This window comes from Sphingomonas sp. 22176, from assembly GCF_052045505.1.
Lineage (GTDB): Bacteria > Pseudomonadota > Alphaproteobacteria > Sphingomonadales > Sphingomonadaceae > Sphingomonas.
The window spans coordinates 529,597-549,316 of record NZ_JBQEPL010000003.1 but is presented as its reverse complement, the minus strand read 5'-3'; the positions used below and the strand labels follow the sequence as shown (position 1 = coordinate 549,316).

The 19,720-nt window shown below is 64.4% G+C and carries 13 protein-coding genes and 1 pseudogene; 11 read left to right on the top strand and 3 right to left on the bottom strand.

All coding sequences use genetic code 11. From position 1 onward, the window contains the following. Window positions 1–112: 112 nt before the first annotated feature. From glgB to treY, 5 genes are read left to right on the top strand one after another with little or no spacing between them, the layout of a single operon-like run. Complete coding sequence (gene glgB, locus ACTJKY_RS14490; protein WP_440846824.1) at window positions 113–2,263, top strand: 1,4-alpha-glucan branching protein GlgB; 2,151 nt, start codon at window positions 113–115, stop codon at window positions 2,261–2,263. Further along, window positions 2,260–4,362 carry a glycogen debranching protein GlgX gene (glgX, locus tag ACTJKY_RS14485; protein ID WP_440846823.1) on the top strand — a complete coding sequence of 701 codons (2,103 nt, stop codon included), beginning with the start codon at window positions 2,260–2,262 and terminating at the stop codon, window positions 4,360–4,362. Before glgB ends, glgX begins: the two co-directional genes overlap by 4 nt. Further along, window positions 4,359–6,077 carry a malto-oligosyltrehalose trehalohydrolase gene (treZ, locus tag ACTJKY_RS14480; RefSeq protein WP_440846822.1) on the top strand — a complete coding sequence of 573 codons (1,719 nt, stop codon included), beginning with the start codon at window positions 4,359–4,361 and terminating at the stop codon, window positions 6,075–6,077. Before glgX ends, treZ begins: the two co-directional genes overlap by 4 nt. Next, window positions 6,074–7,969: a 4-alpha-glucanotransferase gene (gene malQ, locus ACTJKY_RS14475; protein ID WP_440846821.1), complete on the top strand. Its 1,896-nt coding sequence runs from the start codon at window positions 6,074–6,076 to the stop codon at window positions 7,967–7,969. The genes treZ and malQ overlap by 4 nt, the downstream gene beginning before the upstream one ends. Then, entirely contained in the window at window positions 7,966–10,479 is a 2,514-nt protein-coding gene (gene treY, locus ACTJKY_RS14470) for a malto-oligosyltrehalose synthase (RefSeq protein WP_440846820.1), read from the top strand. The genes malQ and treY overlap by 4 nt, the downstream gene beginning before the upstream one ends. A gap of 272 nt (window positions 10,480–10,751) precedes the next feature. Here treY and ACTJKY_RS14465 read toward each other — a convergent pair. Continuing rightward, a pseudogene (locus ACTJKY_RS14465) lies at window positions 10,752–11,987 on the bottom strand (tyrosine-type recombinase/integrase). A 334-nt stretch (window positions 11,988–12,321) separates the two neighbouring features. On the opposite strand from ACTJKY_RS14465, the gene ACTJKY_RS14460 reads away from it, so the two are divergent. From ACTJKY_RS14460 to ACTJKY_RS14445, 4 genes are all read left to right on the top strand, one after another. Then, window positions 12,322–13,494, top strand: coding sequence for a tyrosine-type recombinase/integrase (locus tag ACTJKY_RS14460; RefSeq protein ID WP_440846819.1), 1,173 nt, complete (start codon window positions 12,322–12,324; stop codon window positions 13,492–13,494). A gap of 183 nt (window positions 13,495–13,677) precedes the next feature. Then, a complete protein-coding gene (locus ACTJKY_RS14455; protein ID WP_440846818.1) occupies window positions 13,678–14,136 on the top strand; it encodes a hypothetical protein in 459 nt (152 codons plus the stop codon). A gap of 36 nt (window positions 14,137–14,172) precedes the next feature. Then, a complete protein-coding gene (locus ACTJKY_RS14450; protein WP_440846817.1) occupies window positions 14,173–14,958 on the top strand; it encodes a hypothetical protein in 786 nt (261 codons plus the stop codon). Window positions 14,959–15,509: 551 nt separating this feature from the next. Continuing rightward, window positions 15,510–16,709 (top strand): IS256 family transposase, encoded by a 1,200-nt coding sequence (locus ACTJKY_RS14445; RefSeq protein WP_440846816.1) that lies wholly within the window; start codon window positions 15,510–15,512, stop codon window positions 16,707–16,709. Window positions 16,710–17,073: 364 nt separating this feature from the next. Here the strand turns inward: ACTJKY_RS14445 and ACTJKY_RS14440 are convergent, their stop codons facing one another. After that, on the bottom strand, window positions 17,074–17,427 hold the full coding sequence (locus tag ACTJKY_RS14440) for a tetratricopeptide repeat protein (RefSeq protein ID WP_440846815.1): 354 nt from the start codon (window positions 17,425–17,427) through the stop codon (window positions 17,074–17,076). Between ACTJKY_RS14440 and ACTJKY_RS14435 the strand changes: the two genes are divergently transcribed. Beyond that, a complete protein-coding gene (locus ACTJKY_RS14435) occupies window positions 17,426–17,884 on the top strand; it encodes a helix-turn-helix domain-containing protein (RefSeq protein ID WP_440846814.1) in 459 nt (152 codons plus the stop codon). The two genes, ACTJKY_RS14440 and ACTJKY_RS14435, sit on opposite strands and share 2 nt — an antisense overlap. A gap of 125 nt (window positions 17,885–18,009) precedes the next feature. Then, the gene (locus tag ACTJKY_RS14430) at window positions 18,010–18,837 is read left to right on the top strand and encodes a Mu transposase C-terminal domain-containing protein (protein ID WP_440846813.1); all 828 of its coding nucleotides are present in this window, start codon (window positions 18,010–18,012) and stop codon (window positions 18,835–18,837) included. 559 nt (window positions 18,838–19,396) lie between these two features. On the opposite strand, the gene ACTJKY_RS14425 is transcribed toward ACTJKY_RS14430, so the two are convergent. Next, the gene (locus ACTJKY_RS14425; RefSeq protein WP_440846812.1) at window positions 19,397–19,705 is read right to left on the bottom strand and encodes a hypothetical protein; all 309 of its coding nucleotides are present in this window, start codon (window positions 19,703–19,705) and stop codon (window positions 19,397–19,399) included. Window positions 19,706–19,720: the final 15 nt, after the last annotated feature.

Genomic DNA, 19,720 nt, shown 5'->3' with positions numbered 1-19,720 from the left:
CGCTGAAGCGGCTAAGGGACCAAGGAGTTCCCGCCTTTCTTCGGTACTTGGCACTTTTCATGTCCAATATCGTTCGGAGCGCGCGGGAGCATGATGAAAAGGGGCAGCGCAGGTGCAGCATACCGTCCGTCCGGCCGAGCAATGGCTGCACGATCCGTTCGCCTATCTGGGGCCGCAGGGCGATGTCCTGCGGGTCTGGCAGCCCGGCGCGCGCAGCGTCGCCCGGATCGCGGCAGACGGGGCGGAGCACCCCCTGGCACCGCAGGGCGATGGCCTGTTCGAGGGTAATGCGCCGCAGGGCGCCTATCGCCTGAAGGTCGATTGGCCCGGCAGCACGCAGCTGCTGGACGATCCCTATCGGTTCGGCCCGGTGCTTGGCGACCTGGACCTCTATCTGTTCGGCGAGGGGCGGCATTGGGAACTCGCTACCCGGCTGGGCGCCAACCCGCGCACGATCGACGGCGTGGAAGGCACTGCCTTTGCGGTCTGGGCGCCCAATGCACGATCGGTATGCGTCACCGGCGATTTCGTGGGCTGGGACGCGCGGCGCCTGCCGATGCGCGCGCGCCACGACAGCGGCATCTGGGAATTGTTCGTGCCGGGCGTCGGTGTCGGGGCACGCTACAAGTTCGTCGTCACCGGCGCGGATGGGGTGGCGCGCGAAAAGGCAGATCCGCTGGCCCGCGCGACCGAGCTGCCGCCCGCGACTGCCTCGATCGTCGCCGCGGCGCCCGCCTTCGCCTGGCAGGACCAGGCATGGATGGAGACGCGTGCCGACCGGCACCATGCCGGCGCGCCGATCAGCATCTACGAACTGCATGCCGCCTCCTGGCGTCGCCCATGGCATGACGACGCGCATCACGACTGGGACGAACTGGCCGACGCGCTGATAACCTATCTGCAGGACATGGGCTTCAGTCATGTCGAGCTGATGCCGATCATGGAGCATCCGTTCGGCGGCTCCTGGGGCTATCAGCCGCTGTCGCAATTCGCGCCGTCGGCCCGGTTCGGCACGCCGGAGGGGTTCGCCCAGTTCGTCGATCGCTGCCACCAGGGCGGGATCGGCGTGATCCTCGACTGGGTGCCGGCCCATTTCCCGACGGACGGGCATGGGCTGGCGCAGTTCGACGGCACCGCGCTCTACGAACATGCCGATCCGCGCGAGGGCTTCCACCCGGACTGGAACACCGCGATCTACAATCTCGGCCGCACCGAAGTGGCCGGCACGCTGATCGCCTCCGCACTGTGGTGGCTGGAGACCTTCCATGTCGACGGGCTGCGCGTCGATGCCGTCGCCTCGATGCTGTACCGCGACTATAGCCGCAAGGCCGGCGAGTGGATCCCCAACCAGCATGGCGGGCGCGAGAATCTGGAATCGATCGCGTTCCTGCGACGCCTGAACAGCGTGGTGGCGGAGCGCTGCCCCGGCGCGATCACCATCGCCGAGGAATCGACCGCCTTTCCCGGTGTGACCGCCCGGCCGGAAGATGGCGGCCTAGGGTTCAACTATAAGTGGAACATGGGCTGGATGAACGACACGCTCCGCTACATGGAGCAGGATCCGGTCCATCGCCGCTGGCATCACGGCGAGATGACGTTCGGCCTAGTCTATGCGTTCAGCGAGCGCTTCATCCTGCCGCTCAGCCATGACGAGGTGGTGCATGGCAAACAGTCGCTGATCGACAAAATGCCGGGCGATCGCTGGCAGAAATTCGCAAATCTGCGCGCCTATCTCGCCTTCATGTGGGCGCATCCGGGCAAGAAGCTGCTCTTCATGGGCGGTGAGATCGCCCAGTGGCAGGAATGGAACCATGATGCCGAGCTGGACTGGGCGGCGCTGCAACAGCCCGATCACGCCGGGGTGCAGAGGCTGGTCCGCGACCTGAACGCGCTCTATGCCCGCGAAGGCGCGCTCCACCACGGCGATGCCGATCCCGCCGGGTTCGAATGGCTGGTCGGCGACGATGCGGACAACAGCGTCTACGCCTTTGCCCGGCTCTCGCGCTACGGCGCCGCGCCGCTGGTGTTCGCCGTCAACCTCACACCGGTGCCGCGCCACGGCTACCGGGTCGGCGTCCCGCTCGCCGGTGCGTGGCGCACGGTGCTGAACAGCGATGCGGAACGCTATGCCGGCGGGAACATCGCCGGCCCCGATGTCGTTCACACCGCCGCGATCGCCTCGCATGGCCGGACGGACTCGGTCGAGCTCGTCCTGCCGCCCCTGGGTGCGATCCTCCTCCGACATGAAGGACCTGCCGCGTGAGTTCTCTTCCCGACCGGCTGCTGAGCGGCGCACCCTATCCGCTCGGCGCCACGTTCGACGGCCTGGGCGTCAACTTCGCGGTCTTCTCGGCCAATGCCGAGCGGATCGAGCTGTGCCTGTTCGACGATAGCGGCCGGCGCGAGATCGCCCGGCTGCCGCTGCCGGAATGCACGGACGAAGTGTGGCACGGCTATCTGCCCGATGCGCGGCCGGGCCAGCTCTATGGCTTTCGCGCGCATGGCCGCTATGCCCCGGAAGAGGGGCATCGTTTCAATCCGAACAAGCTGCTGATCGATCCCTATGCCCGCCAGCTGGCCGGGCAGATCCGCTGGAACGATTCGCTCCATGGCTATCGCGTCAATTCGCCGCGCGCCGACTTGAGCTTCGATCGCCGCGACAGTGCCGCCTCGATGCCCAAGAGCGTGGTCGTCACGGACGCGTTCGACTGGGGCGACGATCGCCGGCCGAACGTGCCCTGGTCGGAAACCATCCTGTACGAGGCGCACCTCAAGGGCCTGACCCAGCTGATGGAGGACGTGCCCGTCGGCGAGCGCGGCACCTATCGCGCGCTCAGCCATCCGCGGGTGATCGCGCATCTCCAGCGGCTCGGCATCACCGCGGTGGAGCTGCTGCCGATCCACGGCTTCGTGCAGGACCGATTCCTGCAGGAAAAGGGGCTGGTGAACTATTGGGGTTATAACAGCCTCACCTTCTTCGCGCCCGAGGCCCGCTATCTCGGCGGCGGCACGGCGGACGATCTGCGACTGGCGGTGCGCCGGCTGCACGCGGCCGGGATCGAAGTGATCCTGGACGTGGTCTACAACCACACGGCCGAGGGCAGCGAACTGGGCCAGACCCTGTCGTTCCGCGGCCTGGACAATGCGACCTATTACCGGCTGCAGCGCGACAATCCGCGCTACTGCGTGAACGACACCGGCACCGGCAACACGCTGAACGTCAGCAAGGCGCGCGTGCTGCAGATGGTGATGGATTCGCTGCGCTATTGGGCGGAGAGCTATCATGTCGACGGCTTCCGCTTCGATCTGGGCGCGACGCTGGGCCGGGTGGGCGATGGCGGATTCGATCCCGGCGCCGCCTTTTTCGACGCTCTACGCCAGGATCCGGTGCTCGGCCGGCTGAAGCTGATCTCCGAGCCATGGGACATCGGCCCGGGCGGATACCAGCTGGGCAACCACCCGCCGGGCTTCGCCGAATGGAACGACAAGTTCCGTGACAGCGCCCGCCGCTTCTGGCGGGGCGATGCCGGCATTCGCCCGGAATTCGCCGCGCGCATCGCCGGATCGGGCGACCTGTTCGATCGCCGCGCCCGCCGTCCCTGGGCCAGCGTCAACTATATCGCCAGCCATGACGGCCAGACGCTGGCCGACATCACCCAGTACGAACAGCGCCACAACGAGGCCAATGGCGAGGACAATCGCGACGGCCATAGCGAGAATTATTCCTGCAACTGGGGCGCCGAGGGCCTGACCGACGATGCCGGGATCAACGCGATCCGCGAGAAGGTGCGCCGGTCGATGCTGATCACCGTGCTCACTTCGCTCGGCACGCCGATGCTGATGGCGGGCGACGAGTTCGGCCGCACCCAGCAGGGCAACAACAATGCCTATGCGCAGGACAACGAGATCAGCTGGCTCGACTGGAAGGCGGCGGCATCGCCTGCGGGCGAGAGCCTGACGCATTTCGTCCGCCGGCTGATCCTGATCCGCAAACACTATCCGCTCGTGCGCTCCGGCGCGTTCCTCTATGGCGAGGAGATCGCGCCGGGCCTGCGCAACATCGAATGGTTCGACGAGCGCGGCCAGCCGCTCTCGCCCCAGGACTGGCAGAATCCGGAAGGCAAGGCGCTCATCATGCGGCGCACCCGGCTGATCAGCGAGAACGAGTTCGAGGCGATCACCCTGTTGATGAACGGCTCGCAATCGCCGCTCACCTTCGAACTGCCGGGGCCGCACGGCTATCGCCGGTTGCTGGTCGACAGTGCCGACACCGGCATCGGCGAGCGCGACTTGGAAGAACGCTCGATCGAGGTGCAGGACCGCAGCGCCGTGCTGCTGCTCGCCAAGGGCCCGATCGAATGAGATGGGGGACCCAGCCGGTCGCGCCCGGACGCACGCGCTTCGCGCTCTGGGCGCCGGCGCTCGATGCGCTGACGCTGGAGCTGGAGGGGGTGCCACCCGTGCCGATGATGCCGGCCGCGAACGGCTGGTTCGAGACGGAGGCGGAGGCCGGGGCTGGCGCCCGCTATCGGTTCCGCCTGCCGGACGGCACGGCCGCGCCCGATCCTGCCGCGCGGCTGCAGGCCGGTGGCGTGCATGGCTGGAGCGTGGTGCCCGACACGCTCAATCCCGTGGAGGATGGCTGGCGTGGCCGACCCTGGGAAGAGACGGTGCTGCAGGAGGTCCATGCCGGCGTGCTGGGCGGCTTTGCCGGGGTCGCGGAGACGCTGCCGTCGCTCGCGGAACTCGGCATAACCGCGATCGAGCTGATGCCGATCGCCGGCGTGTCGGGCAGCCGCAACTGGGGCTATGACGGCGTGCTGCCCTATGCGGTGCACGAGGATCTGGGATCGCGGGAGGAACTGCGCGGCCTGATCGACCGGGCGCATGCGCTGGGGATCAGCGTGTTCCTCGACGTGGTCTATAATCATTTCGGGCCGGACGGGAATTATCTCGGCAGCTACGCGCCCGGCTTCTTCCAGGCCGATGTGCACACGCCCTGGGGCGGCGCGATCGATTTCGGCAAGGAACCGGTGGCCCGCTTCTTCCTCGACAATGCGCTGCATTGGCTGAGCGAATATCGCTTCGACGGCCTGCGCTTCGATGCGGTCCATGCGATCGGCCACAATGGCTTTCTCGATCGGCTGGCGGCGGAAGTGCGCGGCGCGTTTCCCGATCGCCACATCCATCTGGTGCTGGAGAACGAGTCGAACGACGCCGCCCGGCTGGAACGCGGCTTCGATGCGCAGTGGAACGACGACTTCCACAATGTGCTGCACGTCCTCCTGACCGACGAGGATCAGGCCTATTACCAGGATTTCGCCACGGAACCGGCCGCCAAGCTGGCGCGGTGCCTGGCAGAGGGGTTCATCTACCAGGGCGATCCCTCGCCCAACCATGACGGCGCGCCGCGGGGAAGCGCCAGCGGCCACCTGCCGCCAACACGGTTCGTGAGCTTCCTTCAGAACCATGACCAGGTCGGCAACCGCGCGCTGGGCGAGCGACTGACCGTGCTGGTGGCGCCCGATCGCCTGCGCGCCGCCACGGGCCTGTTGCTGCTGTGCCCGCAGATTCCGCTTCTCTTCATGGGCGACGAGAGCGGGTCGCAGTCGCCCTTCCTGTTCTTCACCGACTTTCATGACGAACTGGCCGATGCGGTGCGCGAGGGGCGCCGTCGGGAATTCGCTAAATTTCCGGCCTTCGCCGATCCCGAGGCACGGGCGCGCATCCCCGATCCCAATGCGCGCGAGACGTTCCTCGCCTCCCGCCCCGAGCCGGGGCCGGATGCGGAGGCATGGCGGACGCTCTACCGGGACCTGCTAGCGCTGCGCCGGACGCATATCGTCCCGGACCTCCGCGTCGCCCGCGCGCTGGGCGCGGAGACGATCGGGCCCAAGGCGGTGCGCGCTGCGTGGCAGTTGGGCGCGCAGCGGCTGACGCTCGCGATCAATCTGGGCGACGCGGATGTGGCGCTTGCCGCGCCGGAGGCCGCTCCGCTGGTCGTCCTCGGCCAGGGCCCTTCGGGCGGCATGCTGGCGCCGGCCAGCTTCGTCGCCTGGCTGGAAACGGTCGCATGAGCGATGCCGATGTCATGCGCCTGGCCAAGGCGGCCGAGCTGCTGATCGAGTGGGAGGATGCTGCCGGCCAGGCGCGCACCGTGTCGCCGGAATCGCTCCGCCTGATCCTCGACGGGCTGGGACTGGCGTGCGGAACGCCCGCGCAATGTGCCGAGAGCATGGCCTGGCTGCAGGCACGCCGGTCGCCGCTGCGAATCCTGGACGGCGATACGGTGCTCGCCGCAAGGGGCCGGGTGCATCTGGAGGATGGCAGCGCGCGCGATGCCGCGGCCGGCCCGCTGCCGATCGGCTATCACCGGCTGGAGACCGATGCCGGGATGATCGATCTCGCCGTCGCGCCGCCGCAGGGCTGGCGCGTCGCGGATCTGCGGCTCGATCGACGCCCCTGGGGCACGGCGGTGCAGCTCTACAGCCTGCGCGAGGGCGACGCGTTCGGCGATTTCGGCGCGCTCGGCCGGTTCGTGGGGGTAGCCGGCGCGGCCGGGCTGGACGCCGTGGCGATGAGCCCGGTACATGCGCTCTTCACCGCCGATCCCCAGCGCTACAGCCCCTATTCGCCGTCGAGCCGCGAATATCTGAACCCGCTCTATGCCGATCCGGCGCTGCTGGGTTTCGACGCCACAGAAGCGGACGGGCCCGCGCTGATCGACTGGCCGGTGGCGGCTCCGGCGAAACTAGCCCGGTTGCGCGACGCCTATGCGGCGCTGCCGGAAGAGGCTGCCCACGCCTTTGCCGACTATGTCGCCGCCGCGGATGGCCGGTTGATCGACCATGCCCGGTTCGAGGCGCTGCACGGCCATTTCCTCCGCACGACCGGCGCGCATGGCTGGCAGGGCTGGCCCGAGCCTTATCGCAATCCGCGCAGCCCGGAAGTGGCCGCCTTTGCCGACGCCTATGCCGGGGAAGTGCGCTTCCACCTGTTCCTGCAATGGCTCGCCGATGCCTCGCTGGCCCGCGCGGCCGATGCCGCCCGCGGCATGGCGCTGGGCCTGATCGCCGACATCGCGGTGGGGCTGGACGTCGGCGGCAGCCATGCCTGGAGTCGCGGCGATGAACTGATGCTGGGCATCGGCATCGGCGCGCCGCCCGATGCGTTCCAGGCCGCCGGGCAGAATTGGGGCATCACCAGCTTCTCGCCCTTCGCATTGCGCGAGCAGGGCTATGCGCCGTTCCTGTCGCTGCTGCGCAGCGCGATGCGGCACGCGGGCGGGGTGCGGATCGATCACGCGCTGGGCCTGCGCCGGCTCTGGGTGGTGCCGAACGGCGCCTCGCCGCTGGACGGTGCCTATCTGACCATGCCGGAGGTCGATCTGCTGCGGCTGATCGCGCTGGAATCGCACCGCGCCCAGGCAATCGTGATCGGCGAAGACCTTGGCGTGGTGCCCCCTGGCCTGCGCGAAGCGCTGACGGCGCATGGCCTGTACGGCATGCGCGTGCTGCCGTTCGAGCGCGACGAAAACGGCTTCATCCCGCCCGCCAGGTGGCCCGCGCAGGCCGTGGCGATGACCAGCACCCATGATCTGCCGCCGATCGCCGGCTGGTGGAAGGGGCGGGACATCGACTGGCGCGAGCGCCTGGCCCCGGACGAGGATCGCAGCCAGGAACGCATCGAGCGCGAGGAGGACCGCGCGCGCTTCCGCGAGGCGGTCGAGGCTGCCGGCATCGCGGAGGACGACCCGGTCGACGCCGCCATCGCCTATGCCGCCAGCGCGCCCTGCGAATTGCTGATCGTGCCGGCCGAGGATTTGTTCGCGATCGACGAAGCACCGAACCTGCCCGGCACGATCGACGAGCATCCCAATTGGCGTCGCCGCCTGCCTGCCGACGCCGCCACCCTGTTCGCGGCCCCGGCGGTGCGCGCCCGCATCCAAGCCGTGAAGGACCGACGATGATCCCGCGCGCCACTTATCGCCTCCAGTTCCACAAGGACTTTCCCTTCGCCGCGGCCGAGCCGCTGGCCCCCTATCTGCGCGATCTGGGCATCAGCCATGTCTATGCCTCGCCGATCGCCGCCGCGCGGGCCGGGTCGACCCATGGCTATGACGGCATCGATCCCGCCCGGATCAATCCGGAACTGGGCGGGGAGGAGGGCTTTCGCGGCCTCGCCGCCACGCTGAAGGCGCACGGGATCGGCATCGTCGTCGATATCGTGCCCAATCACCTGGCCGTGGGCGGCGCCGACAATCGCTGGTGGCTGAGCGTGCTGGAACGTGGCGCCGCCAGCCCCTTTGCCCGCTATTTCGACATCGACTGGACCTCCGCCGATGTCGCCTTGCGGGGAAAGCTGCTGGCGCCGTTTCTGGGCGTGCCGCTGGACGAGGCGCTGCGCAGCGGGGCGATCCGGCTGGTCCGCGATGCCGAGGGCATGGCGCTGGTCGCGCACGACACGCACCGTTTCCCGATCCGGCCGGAGGATCGCGAGGCGCTCGCCGAACTGGACGACCATACGCTCGCCCGGCAGTTCGATGCCGCCACGCCGGAGGGCTATACCCAGCTCGCCAAGCTCCACGCCCGCCAGCATTATCGCCTCGCCTGGTGGCGCACCGCGGCGGACAGGATCAACTGGCGCCGGTTCTTCGACATCACCGAGCTGGCCGGGCTTCGCGTCGAGGATCCGGAAGTGTTCGACGCGGTGCATGCGCTGCCGCTGCGCCTCTATGCCGAGGGGCTGATCGACGGGGTCCGGGTCGACCATGTCGATGGCCTGGCCGATCCGCCCGGCTATGGCCGCCGGCTTCGCGCTGCGCTGGAGGAGGCGGGGCGCCACCGCCCGGCCGACGCGAACCCCGGTCCGCCCTGGTTGATCGTCGAGAAGATCCTGGGCGCGGGCGAGCGGCTGCCCGTCGATTGGGCCACCGACGGCACCAGCGGCTATGACTTCATGGACCAGGTGTCCGCGCTGCAGCACGCCCCCGCGGGTGCTGCGCCGCTCACCGCTCACTGGCAGGCGCTGAGCGGCCGCCCCGGCGAGTTCGAGGCGGAGGAGACGCTCGCCCGCGACCAGATCCTGGATTGGGCGTTCCCCGGCCAGCTGGAAGCGGCGGCGGGCGCGTTCGAGCGGCTGGCCACGCTGGAGGGCGATCATTGCGACGTCACCGCCGGCATGCTGCGCCGGGGCATCGCCACGCTGTTGCGGGCGATGCGGGTCTATCGCAGCTATGGCAGCGCCGCGCTGGCGGACAGTCCGGCGCTGCGCGCGGCGCGTGCGGTGGCCCAGGCCAGTGCCGCCCCCGGCGAGGCGTTCGTGCTCGATCTGCTGTGCGACTGGATCGAGGGGCGTCGCTCGCCCTATCATTCGCTGCGTCGCGAAGCCGTGCAGCGTTTCGAGCAATTGAGCGCGCCGCTGTCGGCCAAGGCGGTCGAGGACACCGCGTTTTACCGCTATGCCCGGCTGCTCTCACGCACCGATGTGGGCTTCTCCGCCGATACCTTCAGCCTCAGTCCCGCCGACTTCGCCGCGCGGGTGGCGATACGGTCTGGCGATCATCTTCATGCGATGCTCACCACCGCGACGCACGACCATAAGCGCGGGGAGGATGTGCGGGCCCGGCTGGCGGTGCTGAGCGAACTGCCCGAGGCGTGGATCGCCGCCAGCGAGCGCTGGATGGACATGCCGCCCGGCGAGACGTTGCTGCCGGGCGATCGCTACGCCATCCTGCAGACGGTGGTCGGCGCCTGGCCGCTGGACCTGGACGCGAACGAACCGGCAGGCTTGCAAGCCTTCGCCGTGCGCGTGATCGACTGGAGCCGCAAGGCCATGCGCGAGGCCAAGCTGCGTTCCTTCTGGGCGCAGCCGGACGAGGCCTATGAAGCGGCCGGCGCCGAATTCATCCGTGCGCTGCTGGCCCCCGGCAGCGACGCCGCGCAGGATCTCGCTGCCTTCGTCCGGCGCATCGCACCCGGGGGCGCGGTCAACGCGGTTGCCCAGGCGGTGCTGCGCAGCACGCTGCCGGGCGTGCCCGATCTCTATCAGGGTTGCGACCTGTGGGACTGGAGCCTGGTCGATCCCGACAATCGCCGCCCGGTCGACTATGCCGCCCGCATGCCGATGGCGAGGCTGGGCGAGGGCACGCCCGGCTGGCCCGACGGTCGCCTGAAACAGGCGGCGATTGCCGAGGCGCTGCATCTGCGCCGCGCCGATCCGGCGCTGTTCGCGGCGGGCGACTTCGCGCTGCTGGAGACCGCGGGTGCGCGCGCCGGCCATCTCTTCGCCTTTGCCCGTCGCCACGAAGGACGCACGCTGCTCGTCGCAGTGCCGCTGCACTGCGCCACCGCCGTGGACGCCGATCTGCGGATCGATCCCGATTGGTGGGGCGACACCGCGATCCTCGCGCCCGATGGCGCGCGCATCCCGGCCCACGACGCGTTCGCCGAGCGGCCGTTCCTCCTGCGCCAGGGCTGAGCGGAAAGCGCCCTGCCTCTCCGGAAGAACCGGGCCGGTGCCGAATAGTGCTTGTTCGGCCGGCGTGGATCGTGCGACGGCGCGCGGCATGACGAGCATCGGCATCTGAGACCTTGCCCGCTTGGCTCGGGTATCTCGGGCGTCGACGCGCAGCGCGCGAATGACTGCTCTTGTCAACTTGCGACGTTCGCGTCGCCAAAACGAATGTCGCAATCTGGTCGACTGCGGCCTCCGCGTGCTGCTGATCGGCAGTGGCGGCGTTTCCCCTCCGACTAAGCTCGATTCTCAGCCGCTTGTCCGAACTTTCCGTTCAACACCTTCGCACCGTCGCGCAGGAAATCGAGATGATCGGATCAGTGCTGCATCATCCGCACGCGTTCGTCCCAATACTCGCCTCGGGTGTAGGCGCGGCGGACGGCATTGTTGTCGCAGTGCGCGAGCTGTCGTTCGACGGCGTCGGGGTGCCATAGACCCATTTCGTTGAGCAGCGTGGCCGCCATTGCGCGGAAGCCGTGGCCGGTCATTTCGTCCTGCGCATATCCCATCCGGCGGAGTGCCGCGTTGATCGTGTTCTCCGACATCGGCTTTCTGGCGGAGCGGAGGGAAGGGAACAGATAGCTGCTATAGTCTGCGTCGTGCTCGATCGAAGCGAGGATCGCGAGCGCCTGGCGGGAGAGGGGGATCGCATGGGCTCGCCGCATCTTCGTCTTGTGCGGCGGAATGGTCCAGATCGCCCGTTCCAGATCGAAGTCCTGCCATTCTGCGAAACGTAGCTCGCCAGGGCGGACAAAGACGTGTGGAAGGAGCCGCAGCGCCGCGAGGGTGTTCGGCTGCCCCTGAAAGCCCTCTATGGCCCTCAGAAGCTCTCCTGCGGCCTTTGGCGTGGTAACTGCGGCGCGATGTGCTGGCTTGGGCGCGATCAGCGCGCCGTGGAGGTCAGCGGCGATGTCACGCTCGGCGCGTGCGGTCGCAATCGCGTAGCGAAATACCTGCGAACAGGTACTGCGGAGCCGCTTTGCCGTCTCGTAACGCGCGTTGCCCTCCATCTTCCGCAGCATCGGAAGCAGTTCCTGCGCGGATATCGCAGCGATCGGACGCTTGCCGATCGATGCGTTGATGAAACCGAGAAGCCAGCGCAGCTTCTTCATCGTGACCGGCGAGCGGCCTTCCTTTTCGACCTTGGACAGCCATTCGTCCGCAACCGCTTCGAAGCTGTTGGAGGCAGCGACGGTCGCCGCTACGCGATCGAGTTTGATCCGCTCGGCGGGATCTTCGCCACGGGCCAGCACTTTCCGCGCGGCATCACATTCGGCGCGCGCTTCTGCCAGACCGGTGTCGGGCCAAACCCCGAATGCGAGGGTTTTTTGCTTCCCGTAATGCCGATAGTTCATCCGCCAATAGCGTCCGCCGGATGGCGTCACGAGCAGGTAGAGCCCGTCTCTATCGCTTAGCTTGTACGCCTTACCGCGAATCTCCGCGGCTTTGATGGCAACCACCGACAACGCCATGATGGTATCTCCCGTCGAAGCGACCGGCAGATGCCATCAAAAATACCATCAGCTTGCTGGTATGCAGTGGCATTTCGCCAGCTTGAATGAGAGACTTATACCACCAAAAAGCCGCAGAAAACAGCCAGTTATGGCATGTTCTGGAATGCCTTGGGAAGGCAATTTGGTGACCCCTACGGGCATCCTACCAGAGTAGGAAGACAGCCCAGAAAGTCTCAACCTATTGATATCGTTCGGTCGGTACGCGAATGTCAGGATCAGATTGTTCCACTGATGTTCGCCAAATCCGGCGCAAAATGTGGGACAAAATGTGGGGCTGTGAAGGGAGGTCTTGATGCCGCTCACCGCACTCAAAGTCCGACATGCCGGTCCTGGTCGCCACGCCGATATGCACGGGCTCTATCTGCTCGTCCGTGACACGGGAACGCGATCGTGGCTGCTGCGAATCCAGCACCGGGGGCAACGCCGCGATTTCGGCCTCGGCTCCGCCAACCAAGTGTCGCTGGCGGATGCCAGACTTGCTGTTGCTGAATATCGCCGGATGATCCGCAACGGCCTTGATCCCGTCAACGAACTGGGTCTGCGGCGAAAGGCTGCCCCGAATTTCGAAAAGGTCGCTCGCGATTGCTACGACGCGATGAAAGGAGGGTGGAAGAACGGGAAACATCCTTCGTGGATGCCGAGCCTCGAAAATCATGTTTTCCCGGTGATCGGAAAAACACCGGTCGACGCCATCGACAGTGCGGCTGTGCTGCGCGTCCTGGAGCCGATCTGGCTTACGATTCCCGACACAGCGCGGCGCATCCTGCAACGGATCGGGACGACGCTCGACTACGCGCATATCAAGGGGCTCGTGCCGGAAGAAATATCGCTGCGCTCGGTGACGCGCGGCCTGCCACGTCAGGCTCGTCAGGTGACGCACCTTGCGGCGATGCCATACGCGGACGTTCCAGCTTTCATGCAAAAATTGGCAGCGCTCGAAAATAGTGTCGGTCGAGACGCCCTCAAGCTGACGATATTGACCGCCGCGCGGTCAAATGAAACCCGCTTCGCGAAATGGGGGGAGTTTGACCTCGACAAATGCATCTGGTCGATCCCCGCCGCGCGTATGAAGATGAAGGAGCCGCATGTCGTGCCTTTGTCGCCTCCCGCCATCGCACTGATGCGGCGACTTCGCGATGCGCATGTTTTGCTCGAAGGGGCTATCAGCGCGAATGGGCTGGTCTTCACAGGAGCCAAGAATAACGCGATCAGCGACGCCACCATGGTGAAGGCGATGCGCGATATGGGCATCAACGACGTCACCGTGCATGGATTTCGATCGAGCTTTACCGATTGGACCGCCGATCAGACCGATTTTCCCAAAGAGGTCGCAGACAAGGCGCTCGCGCACAAAATTCCGAACGCTGTCGAAGCGGCATACCGGCGCACTGATTTCTTCGACAAACGACGTTTGCTTATGAGCCAGTGGGCAGACTTCGTAGCCAACGGGGTGAAACTATGGTGAACCACCTGCGCCATACTGGCGTCCCCAATGATGCTCATGTCGCCAGCGCTGCCGATCGCTTGCCCAGACGCTTGGAAGGCGCACAGTCGACGAGATGTCGCCATTCCCGCTAATTCAGCCGACGACCGCTCCGGGCGGTAGCCGCCGGTTGCTGACACTCGGCCCCAAGGATAAGTCTATGTCATGAGACTTTATCATTTCACGTCTGAGGCTGCGGCAGCACTGATCCATGTTGAGGGGATCAAGCCGACTTACATCCACGTTCCGCGCAAGGGACAGTCCCACCACCCCGTCGTGTCATTGACAGCGGATCCGGACCCGACGCCTTTGATAAAGAAATCCCTTTGGGATGGCACCGAGCTCAGCGGAGACGCCCTTGGTGGCTATCTTGCGGCAAATCCGGGCACCGTACCGCCGATTATCGGTCCGAACACGGTTGCTCGGCGGATCCACCTTGAGGTGCCCGAGAACGACGAAAACCTCTATATGTTGAAGCATCCCGATATCGCCGCCTTGGGATTCGAGGATCAGCCGCACATCGATGAATTCGTGACGATCGGCGGAGGGATAGCAGCGGATTGGCGCATTTACTTAGGGCTGGTTCCGGCGGCCTACATCGTCAACATTGATGATCCACGCTGACGCGCTTCACCTTCATCCAATCAGGCGAACTCATCCGTGGCATTCTTCCCCGGCCTATCTTGGGCTCCGATCGATGACAAAAAAGCCCAAGAGCTGCATGTCGCCGAGATCATGGCAAAGATTCTTGGAGAACCATGGGTCGTCACCGAGGGTGAAGCGCCAGACTTTACTGTCATGAACGGTCGCGAACACTTCGGTTTAGAGGTGACGCAGCTTTTTACGGGCAACGCCAGTAAGAAGGGTGATGCCAAACGTCGGGCAGAGGCTATGAATTCGGCTTGGCTTCATAGCATAAAATTAGCGTACCGTAAAGCTGCGGACGCTAGCCTATACGTGTCCTACCGAGGGCCAACCTCAAAATCGATAGCAGACGAGATCCTTCAAATCCTCTTGTCGGAGGATCTGGATTCCAAGCCATCGGGACATTGGTTCAAGAAGGCTGTTGGCGGCGGCCTTCTGCACGTGCGTGTCGGATTGGAAGTCCATTGGCTCTTCCTTGGCGACATGAACGGCTGGGCGTCCTACGATAATGCGCCGTTGCAGCGTGCGATCGAGAAAAAATCCATCAAAGCAGCGATGTATTGGGAGGCCGAGAGCCCAGATGACCTTAGACTGCTCGCCTTTAACAATCCTTGGCTCAATAGCGGAAAATTGGTGATAACGAAATTTGATGACGTGCGTCTCGGTGAGTTTTCGAAAATCTATATCCTGAATTACCCGTTTGAAGTTACGACGATCGATCAGCATGGCTGGACTACTATCCCCGAGGTTGTAGACCTGTCGGAGTTAGGTGCTGGAGTGACATCCATTCCTGGCGGGTGAGGAATAAAGACAGGAATGCTGATCGAGCTGAGCTCCGTCTTGCAAATATCCCGCAGAGGGTGCTCCTCAAACGAGGGATGTCCGGCTCTGGCAGAAGCTGCCGCTGGAGATGGTTGCCAAGAATGACCGCAAAGTCCCAGGACACGTCGGTCGGGCTTTCGGCAGCAGTCGACCAACTCAAGACGTTCCTTGGCCCGTGCGTGAAGGGCCGTTCTGGACGAAATCCGCCGATCGCAATTTTTCGAGCCGGCTACGGTTGACGAGGGTGACGGCAAGCGCCCGGTCGCCACCGTCGGGGGACATTTGCGCGTTAGGAGCATCGTTCGGCTTTTGGCGCAAATCGGTCGTCGTGCCCTGTGGATTTCAGCGTTGTTGATAAGCGTTGTTGGCCAGCGCTGAACAAATGACGCCGCCCAATCGCGAAGAAGTCACCGAAAATTTAAGGGCGCATGATGCGGGTCGTGCCCCACGGGGTGGTGTAGCTGAGGGGGGGGGTCATCGGAGATCTTCGGATAGGTTCGGGTTGCGAAATCCAACCGACGGAGACCCCGATGACCGACGATACGATGAACCTGCAGGCGCTGTTGGGAAAGAGCGCGGATGCGGATTTTCTGCGCGAGATGATCGGCTTTGCCGCGCAGCGGCTGATGGACCTGGAGGTCGGCATCCTGACCGGCGCGGGCTATGGCGAGAAGAGCAGCGACCGACTGGCACAACGTAACGGCTATCGTGAACGCGACTGGGAGACGCGGGCCGGTACGGTCGAACTGCGCATTCCACGCTTGCGGACCGGCAGCTATTTCCCGGCTTTTCTCGAACCGCGCCGCCTTGCCGAGAAGGCGCTGACCGCCGTCGTGCAGGAGGCGTATATCCAGGGCATCTCGACACGCTCGGTTGATGATCTGGTGAAGGCGATGGGGATGACCGGCATCTCGAAGAGCCAGGTCAGTCGGCTGTGCGAGGAGATCGACGTGCGCGTGAAGGCCTTCCTCGACCGCCCCATCGAGGGCGACTGGCCGTATGTCTGGGTCGACGCGACGTACCTGAAGGTGCGCCAGGCCGGCCGCATCGTCTCGGTCGCGGTCACCATCGCGGTTGGCGTGAACGGCGACGGCCGGCGCGAGGTGCTGGGGATGGCGATCGGCGCGTCGGAGGCCGAGACGTTCTGGACGGACTTCCTGCGGAGCCTCGCGCGGCGCGGCCTGCGCGGCGTGAAGCTCGTCATCTCGGATGCGCATGATGGCATCAAGGCGGCCGTCTCGCGCGTGTTCAGCGCCACTTGGCAGCGGTGCCGGGTCCACTTCGCTCGCAACGCCATGGCCCATGCCGGCAAGAGCGGGCGCCGTGTCGTCTCCGCCTTCATCGCCACAGCGTATGCGCAGGAGACGCCCGAGGCTGCCAAGGGGCAGTGGCGCAAGGTCGCCGACCAACTCCGTCCCAGCGTGCCGAAACTGGCCAAGCTCATGGACACCGCCGAGGAGGACGTGCTGGCCTACATGTCGTTCCCGCCGCAGCATCGCGCAAAATTGCACAGTACGAATCCCCTCGAACGCCTGAACGGCGAGATCAAGCGGCGCACCGGCGTCGTCGGTATCTTCCCCAACGAGGACGCCATCACCCGCCTCGTCGGTGCGCTCCTGCTCGAACAGAATGACGAGTGGGCCGTGCAGCGGGGCCGATACATGACGCTGGAAAGCGTCGCGCAATTGAGCGATGATCCCACCGTCACCCTGCCGGCCCTGGCAGCCTGACCATCCCGGCCTAGCCGGAGATCGATGCGGCTACGCCGCCGAAGCTACACCACACCGTGGGGCACGACCATGATGCGTAAGTTACCGATCGCCGGCGGAAAAGGGGAAATCGCTGAGGATCACCTATGCCGTGTGAAGCGCGGAGCCTAGTTTTAGGGGGTAACGTCACCCGACGCATTGGTTTTGAATGAAGTCTCCCAATTATCTACAGATTTTCGTGCTTGCGCAAGCTGTTACGATGTAAGTAATGATGCCGAATAATATCTGTTATTGGTCGCTGAGGCACTATCCGTAGTCCCTTCTCGGCCTACGCTCAGCGCAAACCATTTATATGACAGGACGGAATCAATAGGAACTCCGAGGCCTAGGCCGTAAAAAACCCAAGGTTATACTGTGATCGACCATGTCCTTTATTCGCTGATAGCAAATAGTAATGAGGTGCTGCCAACTCATCTTTTTGACCGAACACGCCTTGTCTGAGGATGGTGCCCAAGTTGAATAACGCATTGGGGTCGCCGCGGTCGGCAGCGCGCCTGATCCAGCGCGTCGCTTCCGCTGGATCAGGTTTCACTCCTTTTCCAACTCGATAAGCAATGCTGAGCCCAAATTCGCCTGCCACGTCGTTCTGGTCCGCGGCTTGCTTGTACAAGCGAAAATCATGTGCTTGGTCGGCACGGGTCCGTTGAACGATCCTCTTTCGGACAGGGGCGATCACCATGGCGGAGGATCGGAAGCCGAAAAATGCCAACGCTGATGTCGCGATGCGCATGGCAGTGCTGCGGCCGCACCTGGTGGACGGGCTGCCGCTGACAAAAGCTGCAGCAGATGCCGGCATCCCGATCCGCACTGTTCGTCGCTGGATCGCCCGCTATCGCACCGCCGGTCCCGCCGGACTGGCACGCCCAGTACGGCCCGAGGCCGGCACGCGCACCTTCCAGAGCGAGCTGGTCAAACTTGTCGAAGGTATGGCGTTGCTGAAATCACCGCCCTCGATTGCGACTATTCGCCGCCGGATCATGACCATAGCCGGCGAGCGAGGATGGAGAACTTCGCCCTATAGCACCGTGCGCAGCATCGTCACGAGTATCGATCCGGCGATGACCACCCTGGCTCATGAGGGTGCGGTCGCGTTTCGCGACAAGTACGAACTGGTCCATCGGCATCGCGCACGTTGACCGAACGCGACGTGGCAGGCCGATCACACCCAGCTGGATATTCTGGTCCTCGACGCCGGTGGCAAAGAGGCACGACCATGGCTGACGACCGTCGTGGATGATTACTCTCGAGCTGTGCAGGCTATATGGTGATGCTGAGCGCGCCATCGGCCCTCAACACCTCGCTGGCTCTTCGGCAAGCGATCTGGCGCAAGGCCGATCCGGCATGGCCGGTATGTGGCATACCGGATGTGCTGCACATCGATCACGGATCTGACTTCACCAGTCTGCACCTCGAGCAGGCAGCCGCCGATCTGAGCATTCGCCTTATCTACTCGACCGTTGCGCGCCCCCGGGGGCAGGGCAAGATCGAGCGGCTGTTCCGCACCATCAACGACATGTTCCTGCCTGACCTTCCTGGCCATCTGATCCGGGGCAAGCCGTTGTCGGCGCCAGCCCTCTCGCTGGACGAACTGCGCGTCCGCTTCGAGACATTCGTATGCGGCGTCTATTACCGACGCCTTCACGGCAGCACCGGCGAAGCGCCGGTTGCCCGCTTGCAGAAGGGCGGATTCCTGCCGACGATGCCCGACAGCCTTGACCAGCTCGGCCTGCTGCTGGTGCATGTTCCCAAGCCGCGCAAGGTGCTGCGCGACGGTATCCGCTTGCTGGGCCGCCGCTACGTCGAGCCGACGCTGGCAGCTTTCGTCGGCGAGAAGGTCACGGTGCTCTACGACCCCCGCGACCTCACCGAAGTGCATGTCTACCACGAGGGGCGGTTCGCCTGCCGTGCCCTCAGCGCCGAGCACCTGGCCGCTCCGTCTCTACGTGATAGTCAGCGGGCGCGTCGTGACGCCAAGAGATGCGACCTAGACGAACCTTTCATCATGGAGACTGGCGATGGCGACCAAGCGGGTCCGGCTCCCCGACCCATCACAGTCCGGAGGCTCCGGCTCTACGCCACTGACGATTGAATTGCCGGTCGAGCAGCCGTTCCTGCCGACGCGAGCAACAATTGCGCTTTGGGAGGCTCATCGAGCAGAGGAGCCGCACCGATGAATTCACCGACCGAGCCCGCGGTCATGAAGAACCTCAAGTCGCGGCGTTTCGCATCGGGGATGATATTAAACTTGGGGCGGCCCCGGAAAGCCTCCCCTCGATATATCCTCGAGCTTACTGCTAACAGCAAAGCTATCTTGACCATCCCACCTCAAAGGAATCTTTTCGGAATCGACATTTGAAGTTGCAGAAAGAATTAGAAATTCCGCTACTTCTGATGTTGTGGCACCCGACCACTCAGATAGCATTTTTAAGCGCTGGTAAGCCTTTTCGGACAAGACAAGCGTATGTTGGGTTACGCACATCGTAGCTCACCTCATACAGTTTAAACTATTCCGATCGCAAAATGGGTCGCCTCTCTTTGAGCAAGAGGCGACCATTATAGTAGAGCTATATCATATATTTAAATCATGTCACAATTATCACGTGACAATTTGCTCTCTCACGAAAGGTCAACGTGTGGATTGCCAATAATCAATGATTCCCTTCCGGCGGATCAGGCCAGTTTTCACAACCAACGGAATTAATACAGTTTTGCTGGGTGGTAGGATGAGTAGACTGCTGACCTTGAAAATTGTCGACCAATCCTGAAGGAATAGCGCTGTCAAAACTCTTGCCTTGCACGATAGTGCGCCCATTCTCATCGATGGAGATTGGCATGGCGCCAGCTGACCCTACCGCCGAAAGGCCGATGCCTACGGCGGAAGCCGCAAGGATAAACTCTTTAGTAACCGAAGATTTTGGCATAATAGTTTCTCCAAAAGCGGAAATTAAAAAGGTCAATTTCTATACTAACTC